At 46.5% G+C, this 18,439-nt stretch carries 17 protein-coding genes; 14 read left to right on the top strand and 3 right to left on the bottom strand.

All coding sequences use genetic code 11. The features are described from left to right. Nucleotides 1-110: 110 nt before the first annotated feature. Nucleotides 111-2,480: an AraC family transcriptional regulator gene (locus ACFQZT_RS11200; protein ID WP_379299666.1), complete on the bottom strand. Its 2,370-nt coding sequence runs from the start codon at nt 2,478-2,480 to the stop codon at nt 111-113. 120 nt (nt 2,481-2,600) lie between these two features. Then, the gene (locus ACFQZT_RS11195) at nt 2,601-3,869 is read right to left on the bottom strand and encodes an MFS transporter (RefSeq protein ID WP_379299664.1); all 1,269 of its coding nucleotides are present in this window, start codon (nt 3,867-3,869) and stop codon (nt 2,601-2,603) included. A gap of 154 nt (nt 3,870-4,023) precedes the next feature. Between ACFQZT_RS11195 and ACFQZT_RS11190 the strand changes: the two genes are divergently transcribed. Next, nucleotides 4,024-4,263 carry a cold-inducible protein YdjO-related protein gene (locus tag ACFQZT_RS11190; RefSeq protein WP_379299662.1) on the top strand — a complete coding sequence of 80 codons (240 nt, stop codon included), beginning with the start codon at nt 4,024-4,026 and terminating at the stop codon, nt 4,261-4,263. Nucleotides 4,264-4,371: 108 nt separating this feature from the next. Here ACFQZT_RS11190 and ACFQZT_RS11185 read toward each other — a convergent pair whose 3' ends face one another. Continuing rightward, on the bottom strand, nt 4,372-4,674 hold the full coding sequence (locus tag ACFQZT_RS11185; protein ID WP_379299660.1) for a putative quinol monooxygenase: 303 nt from the start codon (nt 4,672-4,674) through the stop codon (nt 4,372-4,374). Nucleotides 4,675-4,815: 141 nt separating this feature from the next. Between ACFQZT_RS11185 and ACFQZT_RS11180 the strand changes: the two genes are divergently transcribed. From ACFQZT_RS11180 to ACFQZT_RS11120, 13 genes are all read left to right on the top strand, one after another. Beyond that, entirely contained in the window at nt 4,816-5,259 is a 444-nt protein-coding gene (locus ACFQZT_RS11180; protein ID WP_379299658.1) for a DUF2663 family protein, read from the top strand. Nucleotides 5,260-5,280: 21 nt separating this feature from the next. Then, nucleotides 5,281-5,880: a carbohydrate-binding family 9-like protein gene (locus tag ACFQZT_RS11175; RefSeq protein WP_379299656.1), complete on the top strand. Its 600-nt coding sequence runs from the start codon at nt 5,281-5,283 to the stop codon at nt 5,878-5,880. A gap of 137 nt (nt 5,881-6,017) precedes the next feature. Next, nucleotides 6,018-7,448 carry an aspartate ammonia-lyase gene (aspA, locus tag ACFQZT_RS11170; protein ID WP_379299654.1) on the top strand — a complete coding sequence of 477 codons (1,431 nt, stop codon included), beginning with the start codon at nt 6,018-6,020 and terminating at the stop codon, nt 7,446-7,448. A 174-nt stretch (nt 7,449-7,622) separates the two neighbouring features. Next, complete coding sequence (locus tag ACFQZT_RS11165) at nt 7,623-9,377, top strand: methyl-accepting chemotaxis protein (protein WP_379299652.1); 1,755 nt, start codon at nt 7,623-7,625, stop codon at nt 9,375-9,377. A 119-nt stretch (nt 9,378-9,496) separates the two neighbouring features. Next, nucleotides 9,497-10,930 carry an FAD-binding protein gene (locus ACFQZT_RS11160; protein ID WP_379299650.1) on the top strand — a complete coding sequence of 478 codons (1,434 nt, stop codon included), beginning with the start codon at nt 9,497-9,499 and terminating at the stop codon, nt 10,928-10,930. Between the two features lie 6 nt (nt 10,931-10,936). Next, nucleotides 10,937-11,479, top strand: coding sequence for an MFS transporter (locus ACFQZT_RS11155; protein ID WP_379299648.1), 543 nt, complete (start codon nt 10,937-10,939; stop codon nt 11,477-11,479). A gap of 341 nt (nt 11,480-11,820) precedes the next feature. Continuing rightward, nucleotides 11,821-12,510: a GntR family transcriptional regulator gene (locus ACFQZT_RS11150; protein WP_379299646.1), complete on the top strand. Its 690-nt coding sequence runs from the start codon at nt 11,821-11,823 to the stop codon at nt 12,508-12,510. Between the two features lie 108 nt (nt 12,511-12,618). Further along, the gene (locus ACFQZT_RS11145) at nt 12,619-13,362 is read left to right on the top strand and encodes an ABC transporter ATP-binding protein (RefSeq protein WP_379299644.1); all 744 of its coding nucleotides are present in this window, start codon (nt 12,619-12,621) and stop codon (nt 13,360-13,362) included. Further along, nucleotides 13,362-14,243 carry an ABC transporter permease gene (locus ACFQZT_RS11140; RefSeq protein WP_379299642.1) on the top strand — a complete coding sequence of 294 codons (882 nt, stop codon included), beginning with the start codon at nt 13,362-13,364 and terminating at the stop codon, nt 14,241-14,243. The genes ACFQZT_RS11145 and ACFQZT_RS11140 overlap by 1 nt, the downstream gene beginning before the upstream one ends. Before the next feature lie 53 nt (nt 14,244-14,296). After that, complete coding sequence (locus tag ACFQZT_RS11135; RefSeq protein WP_379299640.1) at nt 14,297-15,424, top strand: ABC transporter substrate-binding protein; 1,128 nt, start codon at nt 14,297-14,299, stop codon at nt 15,422-15,424. Between the two features lie 198 nt (nt 15,425-15,622). Beyond that, on the top strand, nt 15,623-16,528 hold the full coding sequence (locus tag ACFQZT_RS11130; RefSeq protein ID WP_379299638.1) for an AraC family transcriptional regulator: 906 nt from the start codon (nt 15,623-15,625) through the stop codon (nt 16,526-16,528). A gap of 21 nt (nt 16,529-16,549) precedes the next feature. Further along, a complete protein-coding gene (locus ACFQZT_RS11125) occupies nt 16,550-17,332 on the top strand; it encodes a hypothetical protein (RefSeq protein WP_379299636.1) in 783 nt (260 codons plus the stop codon). 328 nt (nt 17,333-17,660) lie between these two features. Beyond that, nucleotides 17,661-18,335 (top strand): NAD(P)H-dependent oxidoreductase, encoded by a 675-nt coding sequence (locus ACFQZT_RS11120; protein ID WP_379299634.1) that lies wholly within the window; start codon nt 17,661-17,663, stop codon nt 18,333-18,335. The last annotated feature ends 104 nt before the right edge of the window (nt 18,336-18,439 follow it).

The raw sequence follows: 18,439 nt of genomic DNA, 5'->3' as shown, positions 1-18,439 counted from the left end.
ACTATCGCGAAAATATCCAATTACTTCGTGAAATCTGCCAGCAGACTATGCAAAATATACAATAGTATCGTGAAAAACGCCATTTACAAAAAAAAGCCGCGTATCGCAGCTTATTTCTGGGTCAATTCTTTATACTTCCCCGGCGTAATGCCTTCTATTTTTTTGAACACGCGAATGAATGCGTTAATATCATTGAATCCTACGCAGCCCGCGGCATCTCCGACTGACTGATCACGCTGCATCATGAGTTGTTTGGACTTCTCGATGCGCACCTTGTTGATCGTATCCAGCAGGCCAACGCCGACGAAATCTTTGAACAACTTGGATAAATAGGTGGCTTTGCGGTCAAAATGGTTACCGATCATCGTTACATTCAGATTCGGATCCTTATAATGCTCTTCGATGTAAGCAATGACTTCGTCTACGAGCTTTTGCAATGACCGTTGTCGCGATAGCGCCATGTTCTGCTGACGCCTGACGGAGGTATAATCGCAAACTTGATGAAGAATTTCAATCAGCTGCTGCTGCATCTCTTGAATGGTCTTACTGGTGATAAGGCGGTCCAGTTGTTTGGGATTCCGGATAAAGAAGCTCTCCTGCATGTCACCGGTCTCGCTTACCGTCTTCATCATGGTGGAAACCAGATTCAGCATCAGACATTTGGCTAAAGAAACGGAAACCCCGGGACGTTCCAAGTTGCGTTCCATGATGTCAGCAAGAATCCCCTTGGCATTCTCGAGCTCCCCTAACTTCATGGCACTCATCAACTGCTGCTCAGCCTGCAAAGGGTAATAATAACCATTGTCTGTTTCACCGGCTAACTCGGTTTGCAAATCGTCGAAAGTAACAATCTCGTGGCGGCCCATCACCAGCTTATATTCCATCGCATCCAACGCTTCCATAAAAGCTGTGGATACACGGGTAACCTGCTCATGAATACGGCTAATGGAAATGGTCATCCGGATCTCATAAGTCGACGCCAGAAAGGCTTGCGCTTCTTGCGCGATGTGCAACAGCTCGCTCTTTGCGCTATGGCCGGCTTCATGGATCACATTAACTAAGCAGGCAATCGAATCGTCAATCTCGGTCGCGTAACCGCGGTATTTCCGAGCTACTAATTCCTCCACCACATTCATGATAATAAAATGCAGCAGCTTCCACTTATCGCCTTCCTGCATATCGGATATACGTTCCATGAAGGCACGGCTATCTTCGACGACAAACAGCAAAACGGCAAAATCGTTCGTATCAAATTTCATATCAAACGTGGTTAAAGCTTCGGCGATCGGCACCTGGCTGTCAAGCTTGCCGCGAAGCAGTTTGACGATGAAATTGGAACGGATGATGTGACGCTGCTGTTCCATTTTCAACTTCATATTGTCCACTTCGCTTAAGGTGCTGTCCACAGCTTCTTGAATGAAGTGGAATTCATTAAAGCGTCTCCGGGCGGGCAAGGCCGCCTTATTTGAAAATGCCTCCACAAGGCGGCGAACGGGATGATAATTTTTACGCAAGAAGAATGTTGTCAACATACAGCCGCCGAGCAGGCTTACCGCCATCGACAAGTACGTTAAATTACGCACATGTTCGGCTTTTTTCCAATAATGACTGCTTGGAATCATCGAGACATATTTAAGTTTAGAGCGAGGGGATTGGATGTAGGATACTTCATATTTTTCCCCGTTTGGATCGGAATAAAATAAGTTCGCGGCATCTTGCAATTGCGCATATGGAAAATCGTTCGGCAGGGTGAGGTTGGAGCTTGAGACGAGAATTTGATTATCTTCATTCAAAATAAGCACATGCCCTTTGTTGAAAATTTCCATATTTTGAATGGCTCCGAGAATACGGGATTGATCGATCATCAGTACGTTCGTTGCAACGGGCTTGTCGCGCTCTAGCGGGTAAGTACTAATATAAGCAACGGTTTTCTGCAGTTTGTTGTCATCATTAATTCGGTACATGGGGATGAAGCCTTTGAAATTGCTTTTACCGACAATGGAAGACCAGGAAGCATAGGTGAATGCATCACTGCGATGCAAAGTTTCATACGCAAATGCCCCATTTCTGACAATGCCGGGAAGAACAACTGAATCCGTGGCGTTTAAATAAACATAGAAGGAATCGATTAATGGATAGGAGGTCTTGTACAGCTTAAGATCCTGTGCAATCTGATAAATATCATAAGCGTAATCCTTAGGAAAAGTATCATACTTATTGGAGTATAGCAGCTCCTGCATGCGTACGCCCCAAGTCATTTCGAAATTCAATTGCTCCATCGTTTTGAACTGGTTGTCCATGACCTCGCGTATTTGTTTGAGTAAGGAATCGTTTGCCTGATGAATTTCTTCTTTTAACGTCTTGCTCGACTCAAAATAAAGTAAAAAGCCAATCACGATCGGCAACAGGAGTACGACGATATACGAGATCAGCCACGTTAAGACAATGCTTTGTCTATTGAAGATCATTCTATTCCGCAACAAGAAACCCCCTCACAATCACAGAAATAGATAATGAACGTATGATTTAAGGTTATGGTAGCGCTGTCATATATATTGTATGTGTTTCCTATCGTTGCAGTCAACGATAGGAAGGTACTTTTATTGATTCGATTCTTGAACAGGCTTGAACCGGTTTTTTCCGAAGAAAACGAGGAACAATATAGAGATCAGCGTGTAGACAACCGCTGTAATGCAGAACGCATAGGCATACCCGTAATAAGGCCCGAAGCGGAAAACAAGTCCTGTGCTGACGGGGGAGGCGAGAAACCATCCCAGGTTAAAGACGGCTTCACCCGAACTCGACGCGAGCCCTCGCAAAGAGCGATGGACATAACTCATTTTGATCGAGTTGTAAAATGGGTTAGCGGCATTCATTAGCGCTTGCCTGAACAAATAGCCGCAGGATGACAAGTAAAAGTTCGAAGAGAAAGCTGTAAGAAGTAAAAAAGGAATAGAGCTGAGCTGTAAATAGACGACGGATTTCACTTCTCCGTACCGCTTCACAATCATTGGCCCGATCAGAAAGGCCACGGCTGTTGCAGCCTGTCCCAGAGCTACGATGATGCCGATCGCGGTTTTTGAAGCCTCGAAGCGATCCTCGAAGTAGACATTCAGATAAGGGACAATCATGCCGCCTGCTGTTGAGGACAACAAGCCAAGAAGAACGAAGATCCCTATTACCTGAAGGGAGGTTTTATGCTGCTTCCAAATCTGCTTTAACGGGAGACGCTCGCGGCTGGTCTCCAGCTCTTGCCCCGTCTTCTCGAACATGAGCATGGGGATGACGCCGAGCGCGGCAAAACCGACACCGATGAGCAGCGTAATACGCATACTATGTATTTCAGCGAGCCCGATCATGAATTGGAAAAAGTCGCATAGGGCGCCTCCCAGCGCGATCCCTACAACATTGGCAACCATGACGAGAGCCATATTAAAACTGAATAAATGAACGCGCTGCTGAGGGGTTGAATTGTTCGCCATGAACGGCAAAATCGTCGCGGATACGACGGCAAGCGCTGCCCCGCCAAAGAATGAGGAGATGAGCATACCTTGTTGTCCTTCAATCAGTGTTCTTGTGGTCAACGCCGCTATGACGCATAGAAGACCGAAGGAGATAACCCTCTTAGGTCCGAATCTATCATTCATGATGCCTGCAGGTATTAATATAATGGCCGCGGCTAATGCGTTCATCCCGACAATGCTGCCGACCATGGTCTGGTCGTAACCGAGACTTTTCACATAAAGATTGTAGACAAGACCGAACATGCCCAAACCCAGGTTCCATACAAAATTAAACCAGAAGAATAAGAGAATATTCCGACTATAGCCTTGAAACTGTGACTTCCATTCGTAAAGCAAATTCGACATGGGGACTCCTGCCTTTGTATCTGTGTCTAAATTGTAACCGTCTTACCCATTCTACCACTGGTAAATAAAAATGGACACCCTAAAGGCTTGATATTCATGCCGATCTGTATAATAATTAGTAGTCTAATAAATGAAACAGGGAGAACAAATTGAAATGCCTACATCAACGACTACAGATGAACAGAAGCTAGAGACGAAACCGGAAGTAGAACAGGTAGAAATTTGGAAGTGTAAAGAGGCAGATTGTAAAGCATGGGTTCGCAAAGAATTCGTTACGGAGGCTTTACCGAACTGCCCGTTATGCAAAAATCCGATGATTCGCAGCTACAGACACGTGCCTGTGACCGCGAAAAAAGGAAACAAGAAATTTTTAATGGGAAAAAGACGGTTCTAGTACTGTTTATACAAGATGAAAGACCAAAGTTCGTCTCAATAAGAGACAGAGCCTTGGTCTTTTTTTTCTTGTTTCTTTGTAAAGTATGCATGCAGATTCATGATACTGCTAGATCCCTTTTCCACCTATGGGGCGCAGTCTGATTTGCTCTACGCCTGCGATAAATGGTCTGGCTCGTGAGATCATCTCTTTGGCACCCTCATTCAATAGTGAAGCTTCATGCGCTGCGGAATCACTCCATATTTCGGTCACCCATACCGTTTCGGGCTCACTGTCCGACACGTTGACGACATACAATTCGCAACCCGTGACCGATTGCATGCCGGCTGCAGCTTCCATGAGGATTTGGACAAAAGCATCGCGTCCGCCTGCATGCGTGGTGAATTTTACGTACATACCGAATTTATTCATATCCAATCTCCTCTTATTGAGATGTAAGTACACTACAATGATAACCATACACAATCATCACTGACAAATACAGTCAGTCTTTTACCCGCGCATCAAGACAAACAATTCAGCATACCATCAATAGTGAAGGAGGGGATGTCCATGAATTGGTCTGAACTGGATTTATCCGGCGATACGCAAAAGCTGCTGGAAGAACTGATAGAGCGCAAGGAAAAATGGGATAAACTTAAAAAACTCCGAAGTTTTTACTTTGTCATCACAGGCGTCATCTGTTTTATCTTTGCCTTTGCATTTAACAGAAATATTATGGTAGGCTCAAACGGTAACGTCATGGCCATGCTAGGTCTTTTGCTTGCCAATAGATATGTGCTGCTATCTTTGCTATTAAGCATTGCATCCGCCATGTTTATGAGGAATGTAATCACCAAAGTGGAGAAAGCGAAGAAAAAATATGAAAGCTTGCGCGAGGAAACGATTGATAAGCTGGAATACTCCTGGAAAATCAATATGACTTCGAGTACCAAGGATCAAATTTCAAGAGCTATGAAAAAAATATACGATATTAATCTTGTCTACAAAAGTTGAGACTACAGAAAGGAACATTCTATGATCTACAAATGCCGATACATAGACGACAACACGTTAGACCTTCCGTGGGAGAGCATCGAAGCCATTCCTTTACGTGAAGTAGTCACTGGAGAAAACCCGAGATTGCAGACTCGTGTTCGTGCATGCTGGACGCAGGACCAGTTAAACATCCGCTTCGAGTGCGAAGACGATCATATCGTAGCCACGATGGTGCGGAGGGACGATCCTATTTACATGGAGGATGTGGTAGAAGTATTTATCGACACGGCCGGCACAGGGCGTTCATACTATGAGTTCGAAGTGAGCCCGCGCAACATCGTTTTCGATGCGTTGATTCATAATGATCTGGCCGGTTCCAAAACGGTGGACACCTCTTGGGATGCAGCGGGTCTAATGACCCAAGCAACCGAAGGAGCCAGTGGATGGAGGCATTATGAGCTTCGAATACCTTTTGAAGACCTGGGCGAATATCCTCAGTCCGGTACGAGATGGCGCTGGAATTTATATCGAATTGACGATGATCGGCAAGGAACCCGGCATTACTGGGCGTGGTCGCCGACCGGAGCCGTGGACTACCATATCCCTCAGCGGTTTGGTACAATTGTATTTGTTAAATAATAAGTTATTAACCAGTGGATAATTATTTCTTGCCTTAAGCAGGAATCGATGTAATTAACCGCGAATTAGTTTCTATGAGCAGCACGATGACGTGCTGCATCTTCTTGCGTCATGATTGCATATGACGAAGTATAGGGATGGTGTGTTCAATGAGTTATCGGATTGAAAAAGATTTTTTAGGTGAAAAACAGGTGCCTTCGGAAGCGTATTACGGCATTCAGACGATGCGTGCGACTGAGAACTTTCCAATTACAGGAGTGACTATACATACTGAGCTGATTACGGCTTTGGCTGAAGTGAAGAAAGCGACGGCGCTGGCCAACATGGATACTCACATGCTGCCAAAAAGAATCGGCGAGCAGTTGGTTGCAGCTGCCGAGGAAGTTCGGCAAGGCCGGCTCATCGAGCAGTTCATCGTAGATTCCATTCAAGGCGGCGCCGGTACGTCCATTAATATGAATATGAATGAAGTATTGGCAAACCGGACACTTGAACTGATGGGTGAAGAGAAAGGGAACTATTTCCACTGTAATCCGAATAATCATGTCAATATGTCACAATCGACGAATGATGTGATTCCGACGGCGATCAAGATTGCAGCCTATCGATTGACAGAATTGCTGCTTACCGCAATGAAAACGCTTCATTCCGCCTTCGGCCGTAAGGAGACCGAGTTCGATGACGTCATTAAAATGGGCAGAACCCATTTGCAAGATGCGGTTCCGATTCGGATGGGCCAGGAATTCGGGGCCTATGCCCGCGTTATCGAAAGAGACATCAAGAGAATCGCCCAAGCTTCGCAAGGCTTGCTCACCGTTAATATGGGAGCGACGGCCGTAGGTACAGGGCTTAATGCGAAACCGGCTTACGTGGAAAGTGTTATGCGTCATTTAAAAGAGCAAACGCAACTTCCGATCGAGCTGGCCGAGCATCTGGTGGATGCAACGCAAAACATGGATGCGTACACCGAACTGTCCGCAGCACTGAAAGTATGCGCCGTTAATCTGTCGAAAATCTGTAACGATATCAGGCTTATGGCTTCCGGTCCCCGGGTAGGACTTGGCGAAATCAAATTGCCGCCGAGACAGCCGGGATCGTCCATTATGCCGGGTAAAGTCAATCCCGTTATGGCTGAAGTTGTCAACCAGGTGGCGTTCCAGGTCATCGGCAACGATCATACGATCTGCCTGGCTTGCGAAGCCGGTCAATTTGAGCTGAACGTCATGGGGCCAGTCATCGCCTTCAATCTCTTGCAATCGCTCAAAATTATGCGCAATGCGGCTGAAGTGTTCGAGCAGTTCGCAGTTGAGGGCATGGAAGCGGATCGGGAGCGATGCAAAGCGTATGTCGAGCAAAGCTTCGGCATTGTCACGGCGCTTAATCCGCATCTGGGCTATGAAGTCGCCGCGCAACTAGTGAAAGAAGCGGTGCGTACCGGCATGTCGCTGAAAGAACTCATTCTGGAGAAACAGCTGCTGACGCCAGAGGAAATCGAAGAGATTCTCAATCCAATTCAAATGACAACGCCTGGGATTGCAGGCGAAAGATTGCTGCAGCCAAGAGAATAAGAATACGGTACAAAGAGGTCATCCTAAGGATGGCCTCTTTTTGCATGCGTGCAGGTAAAATTTCACAGAAAGTTCATGAAGAAGTATCATTCGAGGTAGGAAATGTATGGTAAATATCAGTGTGGTGTTTTACAATGAAATAGGACTATAGTCTTGGTTAATGGAGGGGTATATATGTCGAAAAACAAAAAAATATGGCGTTTAACCATACGCAAAAAATTAGTGTTAGTGTCACTGTTTTTGCTGTTAACGCCCATTTTAGTGATGGGTGCCATCACCTACAAGGTCTCATCGCAAGAAACCGATAAATTGATTCAAAGCAACTTGAAGAATACAGTCGAGATGGCTTTGGAGCTGACGGATTCCTTCGAAAAAGCTTCGAAACAGGGGGCGATGTCCAAAGAAGATGCCCAGGAAAAAGTAAAAGAAATATTGCTCGGAGCGAAAAAAGATGGAAAGCGCTCGATCAATGCCAACTTTAATCTCGGCGCTAACGGTTACTTTTTCATCTTGAATGAGAAAGGCGACTTACTGGCTCATCCTTCTTTGGAAGGCCAAAACATTCTCGATAAACAGACGAGCGACGGCTTTTATTATATTAAGGATATGATCCAAAAAGGAAAAAGCGGCGGGGATTTCACGGTCTACAATTGGCCGCTCCCTGACTCTTCAAAAGAAGCGAAGAAAATTGCCTACGCCGAGGCAACGAACTCGGATTGGGGTTGGATTATTTCTGCAGGCTCTTATATGCAGGATTACAATAAGGGACAAGTACATATTTTAAATACGATCCTTATTACTTTGATTTGCTGCTGGGTGGCCGGAGGCGTGGTGATGACGCTATTTGCTCTTCACATTTCCAGACCCATTAAGCAACTTGCCCGTCAGGCTGAGCAGTTTGCGATGGGAGACCTTCGCACATCCAATTTAAAAGTGAGCAATAAAGACGAAATTGGTGAACTCGCTGTTTCTTTTGAATCGATGTACACCCACTTACGTGAGATTGTCTCCGGACTCTTGTCCAATTCGGACCGGTTGACGGATGCAACGCATGAATTAAATCAATCGATTGGTGAAACGACAGGTGCGAGCAACCAAATTTCGATCTCGATTCAAGATATGGCTTTAAGCAATGAAACTCAGGCGCGGAGCGTCAATGAAAGCTCCACGGCGATGGAAGAAATGGCGGTTGGGATCCAGCGGATTGCAACAACTTCAGCTGCTGCCTATGAAGCGTCGGAGATGACGCTGCAAGAAGCGGAGCAAGGCAACCGATTGATCACCGAATCAACCGAGCAGATCAATGCGGTGAGCAGGACCGTGGGCGATCTTGCGGAGATTGTAGAGAAACTGACGGAACGTTCGCAGCAAATTGGCGATATCGTTCAGCTCATTACCGATATTTCCGCACAAACGAATTTGCTTGCTTTGAACGCTTCCATTGAAGCGGCACGCGCTGGAGATGAGGGCAAAGGATTTGCTGTCGTTGCTGGCGAGGTGAAAAAGCTGGCAGAGCGTTCGACGGCATCAGCCGCTGAAATTGCCGAGCTCATCCAAGCCATTCAAGAGGATATGAAACATGCCGGCGTGGCGATGGAAAAAGGGGAGCAGGAAGTCGCGCAAGGCGTGAGTGCGATCCAGCATACAGGCCAAGCTTTTGTGCGGATTCTTGACGCCACGCGGAGTGTCGTGAATCAGGTTCAGGAAGCGTCGGCGGCTGCCGAAGAGATGTCGGCCAGCTCGCAAGAAATCGCCGCATCCTTGCAGGAAATCGAACGGATGGCGAACCAGACTAACGATTTGGCGCATCTGATTTCGGCTTCTACGGAAGAACAGCTTGCAGCGATGGAGGAGCTGACTTCATCTTCGGAAACGCTGGAAATCATGTCCTCAGAGATGCAGTTCATGGCTCACCGGTTTAAACTATAAAAAGAAATAACTCGATCCTTATATGGAGCATTTTAAACCATTCCGGTTTTGAAATGCTCCTTTGCTTTTCATACAGTAACAAGTATGATTAGACTGAATTACATAGGGCGGGGTGGATAATGAAAAAAACCATCTGTTTAGTAATGCTGATCATCGTATGTTTGTTGACTTATTTTCATAATGCCGGCCCTGATCAAGATCCTTATGCAGTAACGGACTACAGCCGTTTGCACCCGGTTAAGGTAAAACGTGTTGTCAAGGGGAAGGAAGAGGAGCAGTTGGTTGCTCTGATCCGCGAGGCGAAGCAAAATCATTGGAGCATCTCGATATCCGGTCAGCGGCACAGCCAAGGCGGGCATACGTATTACCAGGATGGAATTGTCGTCGACATGACTTCGTACAATCAAATCCTGTCTTTCGAACCGAAGGAGAAAAGAATTCGTGTTCAGGCAGGAGCCACATGGAACGATATCCAAAATGCGATCAATCCTTACGGTCTATCGGTCAAAACGATGCAGTCCCAAAATATTTTCACCGTAGGCGGTTCCATCAGCATTAATGCGCATGGCCGGGATATCCGGAATGGATCACTGATCAAGAGTGTGGAATCCTTTCGATTGTTAACAGCGGATGGTGAAATTATGGAAGTAAGCCGTACCGAGCATGCGGATCTATTCCCGCTTGTACTTGGGGGATACGGACTATTCGGCATCATTTTAGATGTGACCCTAACTTTGACGGATAATGAAATGTATACGATTTCGAGCGATCGGATGAGCGTCCGCGATTATGGCAGCTATTTTAAGGACAAGGTGAAATCCAATCCGGATATTCATATGCATATCGCACGCGTCTCCGTTGCGCCTGGTACCTTTTTGACCGACATGTATGCGATTAATTATCAAGTCGATCCTACAACACCGCTTGAGGGCCACGACACACTGCGAACGAGAGAAAGCTGGGTCATTCCGACCAAGTTGATCTTTAACCTCAACCGATCATGGACTTGGGGACGAGATGCATTCTGGGAGTTGCAAAAGAACTATTTTGCCAAAGAACAAGGGCACAGCATCAGTAGGAATAACGCCATGCGATCCGAATCCGAATTTATGGAGTACAGGCAGGCAGGGGAAAATGATCTGCTGCAGGAATATTTTATTCCTGTGGACGAGTTTGCTGGGTTTCTCGAAGACATGAAACGGGTATTAAGCAAAGAAGAATTGGACCTTTTGAACATCACGGTTCGGTATGTGAACCAGGATCAGGAGGCCGTCCTCTCGTATGCGAGGGAGGATATGTTTGCATTGGTTTGTCTTTTTCATGTGCCGCTAACGACCCAAGATCAGCTTAAGGTCAAAACCGGTATCGGGCACATTTTGGATGAGGTTATTAAGCATAACGGGACGTATTATTTGCCTTATGCCCCTTATCCGTCATTAGAGCAATTTCGAACCGTATATCCGAAGTATGAAGCTTTTTTCAGGAAGAAGGATCTGTATGATCCGACCCATCTGTTCATAAACTATTTTTATGAAGATTATAAAGGGGAGTAGCCGCTGATGGATGTGAAATGGCTGATTCGATCCCAAAGCATCTTTACGCTGGCGGCGGGCATGATTTATCCGTATTACTTGCTTTTTTTGAAAAACCTGGGGAACAGTTATTCCAAATATGGGCTGGCTTTCGCAGTGTTTACGATAAGCTCTGCCGCCGTTTCGCAATGGCTGGCTCCGAAATTGGATCGGCACGGCGTACGTATTATGAGCGCGAGCTCTTTGGGGATGATGGTGGCTATGCTGGCCTTCCCATGGGTGATGTCCTATGTATGGGTCCTTATCCTCCAACTGCTGATGGGCACCTGCAATGCCATGCAAAAAATGAGCGAAAAGCAGCTAATTGCCGACCACACTGAGCGGGGGGCGCGAGGTGCATTCATAGGGTCGTTCCATTTCTGGACATCCGTGGCTTCCGGATTTGCCGTTATTGTTGGCGGCTATATCATTGATTGGTTGACCATCAATGCGCTGTTTTATGCCAGCGCTGTGCTGTATGGAATAAGCAGCTGGGTTGTTTGGCGTTTAGCGCTAAGAAATAAGGGATAGAGGATTGCGCCGGCTTGTGGCTATCCTTTTAAGAAGTCGAGTAGAGAGGGATCTCTGCTCGACTTTTTTTTGTGGAATAGCGGCCAAAAAGGACGCTACACACGCAAAATTGCTCGGACGGAAGTTTTAAGTCAAATGTATGTCATATTGAATCACATGATTTTAGACATTTCCAAAGCCATCCCCCTTTATTTCATCTTCGTCTACAAAAAAACAGCCTAAATTTGTTGTCATTGCTAAAAAAGACTATTTTCAATGTTAAGTATATTGACGTTGTGTGAAGTCGTATATTACCATCAAGTTGAATCAAATACCAACAAGAGTTAGGAGAACGTATTCCCATGTTACAAGCGAATGAAGCAGACATGTATAAGGCGATTAAGGATGCCATTATCGAGCAAAAGCTTCGGCCCAATATGCAGCTTGTCGAAGATGTTTTGGCGGAGTCGTTCGGCGTAAGCCGTACGCCGGTGCGCAATGTACTGCGGCGTTTGGCCAGCGAGAAGCTGGTGACGGTCATTCCTTACAAAGGAACGTTCGTCTCATGTCCTTCGATCCATGAAGCCAGAGAAGTGTTCGAAATGCGCAGAGTGCTTGAGTCAGCTGCCATCAGAAAGGTTAGCCGAACGATGAGCGAGGCTCAGCATTTTCAGCTCCTTACGCTTTTGCAAGATGAGCATGAAGCGCATCTGCAGGGAGATTTGCTTGGGGCACTGCGGATCACTGGCGAGTTTCATCTGCGAATCGGCGAGTATGCCGGCAATTACTACTACTTTCGATACTTGGAAGAGCTGATTTCACTTACCTATGTCATTATTGCATTTTATGGCATGAGGAAGAACGTATACTGTCACGATCATGAGCGAATTTTGCGAGCGATGAAGCAGGGGGACGAAGAGCAAGCTGCACGATTGATGGTGGATCATTTGAGTGAAATTGAGCTGTTTCTGGATTTTGAAGAAAAGGATGCGCAGCCTAATTCGTTAGCGGATATTTTCAAATCCAAAGGGTTTGCAGGAGTAAGGAAATAACGATGAAAGATCACATTTTTTTTAATCGGGATTGTATACAATCTCGTATGAGATACCGCAAAGTCGAATCCAACGTCGTCATGAGGCAAATAAAAAAGGGGTGAGGTTATGAAACTAACGATCCAGCATGTAGGGAAAAGCTACGGGGACCGCGCCGTTTTGAAAAATGTGGATTTGACCGTGCATGCCCATGAATTTATATGTATTTTGGGTCACAGCGGCTGTGGGAAGTCAACGCTCCTCAATATGGTGGCGGGCTACTTGCTTCCGGACGAAGGCACAATCTCAGTAGACGGGGAACGCATTCAAGGACCGTCGAAGTCACGGGGGATGGTGTTCCAGGATCATGCTTTATTTCCCTGGTATACGGTCCTCGAAAATATCTCATTCGGCCCTGAGGTTCAAGGCATTACGAGAGCTAAAGCCAAGGAAATCGGCAAGGAGTTTCTAAATTTGGTGGGGCTTGAAAAGGTTGCAAATCATTACCCGGCTGAGTTGTCCGGAGGCATGAAGCAGCGGGTAGGGATCGCAAGGGCATTAGCGAGTTCCCCTGAAATATTACTCATGGATGAACCGTTCGGCGCACTCGATATTTTGACCCGTGACATGATGCGCAGAGAGCTCGGAAGAATTTGTGCCAAGCTGAAGCCGACGATTCTCTTCGTTACGCACAGCATCAGTGAAGCCGTCTATTTGGCCGACCGTGTGGTCGTGATGAAGGATGGCGAAATTGCCGATACGTTTGCCGTTAATATTGAACATCCACGAACTTTTGAATCTGCCGGGTTTGGCGAAGCCATGCATAGAATCGAACGGATTCTAATGGAAGATGAAGCAGAGGAGGCTGTTTGATGAACGACACATCCACATCGGTAATGGCGGATGGCGAGCTGATCCAGCCTCCAGCCAGGAGCATTGTCACGCCAAATAAGCGTAAAAACACCGGGAATGGCTTTCTTGAAAAATGGAACACGCTTCCATTTCTAACCTTTTTCGTCATATGGGAAGCTTTTTCCAGGTGTAACGAGAAGTTTGCCTGGTTTAATCCGCTTTTTTTGCCGCCGCCTTCACTTGTCTTAGTCGACGCATGGGAATTAGCCAAGACGGGTCTCGTCGTGCAAAGTCTGATCTCCAGCTCGATTCGGATCGCTGCCGGCTTCGTCATCGGTTGTCTGTTCGCCGTTGTAATTGGCGTCATGATGAGCAAATTCCGTAGCGTGGAACGATGGATGTCCCCTATTCTCAATCTGGTAAGTCCCATACCGGCGCTAGCTTTGCTGCCGCTGTTCATAATCTGGTTCGGGATTGGCGAGTTTCCCAAAATTCTGCTCATTGCATGGACGACATTCGTCCCTGTCCTCGTCTATACGGTCGACGGATTTAAGTCGGTTCCATCGACGTTAATTCGATCAGCAATGAGTTTGGGTGCTTCTGAACGTCAAATTTTTATGCGCGTCTTGATTCCGTCGGCCATTCCGAATTTTATCGTCGGAGCCCGCGTCTCTCTGGGATTATCTTTTTCAGCACTGATCGTTTCCGAAATGATGGGGGCCAAATCCGGGCTAGGCTATATCATTGTCGATGCCAGGAACTATTTTAAAATCTCCAATATGTTTGTCGCCATTATTCTCATTGGCTTAGCTTACAGCTTGTTTTCCTATCTGGTGAAACTCCTGGAAAGGAGGGTCTTGGCTTGGCGTAAGGGCGGCATGCGAGATGCCGTTGAAAAGTAGAAAAGGTTGCAGTTGATCACTCAAAAAAAGAGACGATAGGCGGAGGGAAACCAATGAAAAACAAAGGGAAATGGGTTCAATCTTTAGCGTTAATCGTAACGTCGGCTATGGTTTTGGCAGCGTGCGGTTCAAAAGAAGCTGCAACGACTACTACAGCTCCTGCGGCCACAGCGGCAGCAACAGCAACAGCAACGCCAGCGGCTACAGCCGCAGCAACATCTGCGGCAGTGATAACTCCGGAGACCAAAGATGTAACACTGGTCGGGGTGCGCGATGCGCAAATTTCTTCCCAGCAAATTATCGCGGATAAGCTCGGCTATTTTAAGGAAGCAGGACTGAACGTAACGAGCCAATTGATTGAAAGCGGCCCGGATATCGGACCGATGGTAGCCGGAGGCAGCGCGCCTGTCAGCATTCAAACGAACTTCATGGATATTATCCTCAAGTCTTCCAATGTACCTGTCAAAATCGTCGCTCCTTTGGCGCAAATTGCCGGTACCCAAGCGGTCGTCGGTTCTAAGAAATTGGAGCTCAAAAGCGCCAAAGATCTGGAAGGCAAAACGATCGGGATACCGAACGGAGCCGACGTGAAGATTGCGATCGATAACATGGGCAAAGAGCTTGGCGTCGATGTCAGTAAAATTAAATACGTGAATTTGGCGCCGAGCGATGCCGTTGTCGCGCTGCAAAAAGGCGATATTGATGCCATGGCCTGCTGGGAACCGTTCATCACCAAAGCCATTCAAGGCGGAGGCAAGTTCCTGTTCAGCGGCACCAAAAGCGAATTGCCGGACAAAAAGGGCAATGTCAACTGGATGAGCGTACATACGACGATTCAGGTTTCCGACGATTATATCAAAAAAAATCCGAACACGATTAAAGCGATTCTCGCCGCTTTGAAAAAAGCGACCGACTATATCAACATCAACCGCAAAGATGCAATCAAAATTTTGGCGCCTGAACTGCATTTGAGCGAGGAAGAACTGACGCAAATCATGGATCGCAACGTGTATGCGATGGTGGTGGATGACACGTATGTGAATGGCAGTAACGGCGCGCCTGTCGGCGACTATTTGAAAGCTGTAGGGAATATAAAAACAGTTCCAAAAGCAGATTCTTACCATGATCTCAGCCTGTTGAAAGCAGTAGATCCTGGCTTGATCAAAGTTGAATTGAAATAAGGAATTCAATGAACAAGTAATTTATAGAAAACGTACTCCACTAGTTCAGGGTACGTTTTTTCTTGTTTGCAAGCTGGTCGGAACTATGCTTTATTTCCCGGATGAAGCACCTTCAAGTACATGTTACAATAGCAAGAAATATCAAGCATACAATTTCGAATCGCTATACACTAGGTATAGATAAAGGGGAGGAACTAGATGGGCGAAGATTATTACGGCCAGATTCAACGGACGATTGAGTTCATTGAAAATCATCGGGCGGATCATTTATCAGTGGCGAGATTAGCGCAGGTGGCCTGCTTCTCCGAATTTCATTTTCATAGAGTGTTTCAAAGTATCGTAGGAGACTCTGTGATGGATTACGTAAGAAAGAGGAGATTGGCCGAAGCGGCTTACCAAATCGCACATACCGATAAAAAGCTGCTCGAGATCGCCCTCGACAACGGCTTTCAGTCTCATGAGAATTTCACCCGCGCGTTTAAGAGGATGTTTGCCATGTCACCGGCTGAATATCGCAAACGAGAAATTCACCCTCCCCAATATCCGAAAGCGAATGTGCTGCAAAAAAGATTTAATCCATATCTGGGAGGCATTCAAATGGACTATGTCATCGTACGGAAACCGGCTTTTACATTGATTGGCTATGAGTTAAAGACAAGTAGCATGGATGGGAAAAATCTGCAAGAGATCCCTGCTTTTTGGCAAGAATATTTGCAGGAGAACAAGGGAGCGGCTATCCCTAATCGGGTGCATGCGGATTCTCCTGTTGAGCTGGGGATTTGCACCGATTTTAATATGGAAACGGGAACTTTCTCGTACCTGATCGGCATGGAAGTGACGCGTACTGATCAAGTTCCGGCAGGTTTGATATGCAGGGAATTTCCTGAAGAAACCTATGCGGTATTCACGTCGCCGAAAGTAACTCCGGATCAATTCAGCGCTTCGATCCAAAGCACGTGGAAGGCTATCTTCGAGGAATGGTTCCCGCATTCCGGCTATGAACACGCCGGCAGCTCGGAGTTCGAGCTTTATGATGCGCGCTGTCATCCCGGAAATGATCTTGTCCAAATGGACATTTATATCCCTATTAAAGTGAAGGCATAGGCACATACAGGGGGGGAAGACATGCAGCGTCTCCAGAAAATCATAATGGCATTTCCGAATCAGCGTCGATGTGAACATGAATGGTATCAAATATTCAGAGCGCTGATCATCGACATCCAAAGTTGTCGTAGTGGTTTACAACCAGGCTTAGCCCCGGAGGGGATGCTGCCGGTTACTTCATTTCAAAACGGAGGCGTTCATTTCCCTAGCATTCTTTTGAAAACAGCCGCTTCAGAAGAAGTCATTAGTGAACCTGCTATCGCTACTCCGAATCCGAATGTCATAGAAATTGGCGAACTCTATACCCGTCTTAAAGGACATCTTATTGACCTCGACCATTCGGGAATTAACCTACCCGTGTCTCTTTGTCCAAAATCAGAATGGGACTCATTAGAGTGCAGACTTGCCCGATTTACGAATATATATGGTTATCCAGGTGAAGATTGGCCATTTATCATTCCGGCTGCTGAGCAAGAGTTTGTGCACGAGATCACAGACTTTTCCGTCATACGTACACCAAAATTTGAATGGGTATACGACAGCTATGCAACCCTGCCTATTCTTCAGTTTGCTTTAGTTACCGACGTATCGAGGCAAGAGCTCGAGGAACTATTCCCTGCTCCGGCCGGCTTTGCGATTCCTGGCTTAGCGGATATTTTCAGGAGCGTTCTGATCGACTCGCCGTGGCGCGATAAGGTCGTATTCCGCATGGATTTGTACTATAAACGAACGGATGGGATACCGTCGGATTGGGAAACTGGCGAATGGCTTGTGAAGGAAGGCGGAAGAATCCGGCCAGCGTAGCATGATCAGTTTTTTTGGCAGCTGTTTCTCGACGGGGAGCTTTAACACCGTTTTTCCGTCTTATATTGAAGGATTTAGGATAATCGAGTAGTTTAAAACGGATTTTCCGCGTTAACGTCATGGGTTGCCTCCAGAAATCCTCGAATATAAGGCATTAACACCGTTTTTCCGTCTTATCTGGCTGGAATAATCGATCAAACACTAAGTATCATACATGATACTTGGCAACAAGAATGTGCGTACTTACGCGGTTGTATGTTTCCATCTATAATGATCTTGTGATGCACCACGCTGAATCACATAGATACTATAGGATAGGATGATCATAATGAACATAGCGACTTCTAGCGTCAAAGAGCAAATACTCAAGGCATACGCATTTAGGCATGCCTGCAAAGAATTTCTTGCGGACCGTAAAATCAGCGAGGACGATTTTGCCTTTATCCTCGAGACAGGACGGCTGTCGCCGAGCTCCTTCGGCTTTGAGCCATGGAAGTTCCTTGTCATTCAGAATCCGGCAATTCGGGAAAAACTGCTGCCGGTAACATGGGGTGCGAAGAAACAACTGCCGACTTCCAGTCACTTTGTTGTTCTTTTATCGCGTACGAAAGCCGATTTGGTTGCTGATTCTGAACACATTCAATATATGATGAAAGAGGTTCAGCAGCTTCCTGAGGATGTGCAGAAAGGCAAGGGAGAGATGTACCGAAACTTCTTGGCCGACGATTTCAAGCTGATCGATAATGAGCGGGCGATGTTTGAATGGGGAAGCCGGCAAACCTACATTGCGTTGGGCAATATGATGACGGCTGCTGCACAAATTGGGATCGATTCTTGTCCGATCGAAGGCTTTGATAAAGAACAAGTGGAGCAAATCTTGAAGGATGAAGGCTTACTGAAAGGGAATTATGGCGTTTCCTGTATGGCTGCATTCGGCTACCGGGTCAGAGAGCCTCGTGAGAAGACGAGACGATCGCTTTCTGAAGTGGTTGAATGGGCATAATCGTTTATGAAGAAGAGACCATGGAGATTGATTCCATGGTCTCTTTGCGTGTGCGCCCAGCATGGGCGCTATCTATAGGGTTCAAGTCCCGAATGGCGAAGGCA

Origin of the sequence: Paenibacillus sp. GCM10027628, from assembly GCF_042676385.1 — a bacterium.
Taxonomy (GTDB): domain Bacteria; phylum Bacillota; class Bacilli; order Paenibacillales; family NBRC-103111; genus Paenibacillus_E.
The sequence above is the reverse complement of the archived record's forward strand: the minus strand, read 5'-3'. Positions and strand labels throughout refer to the sequence as shown.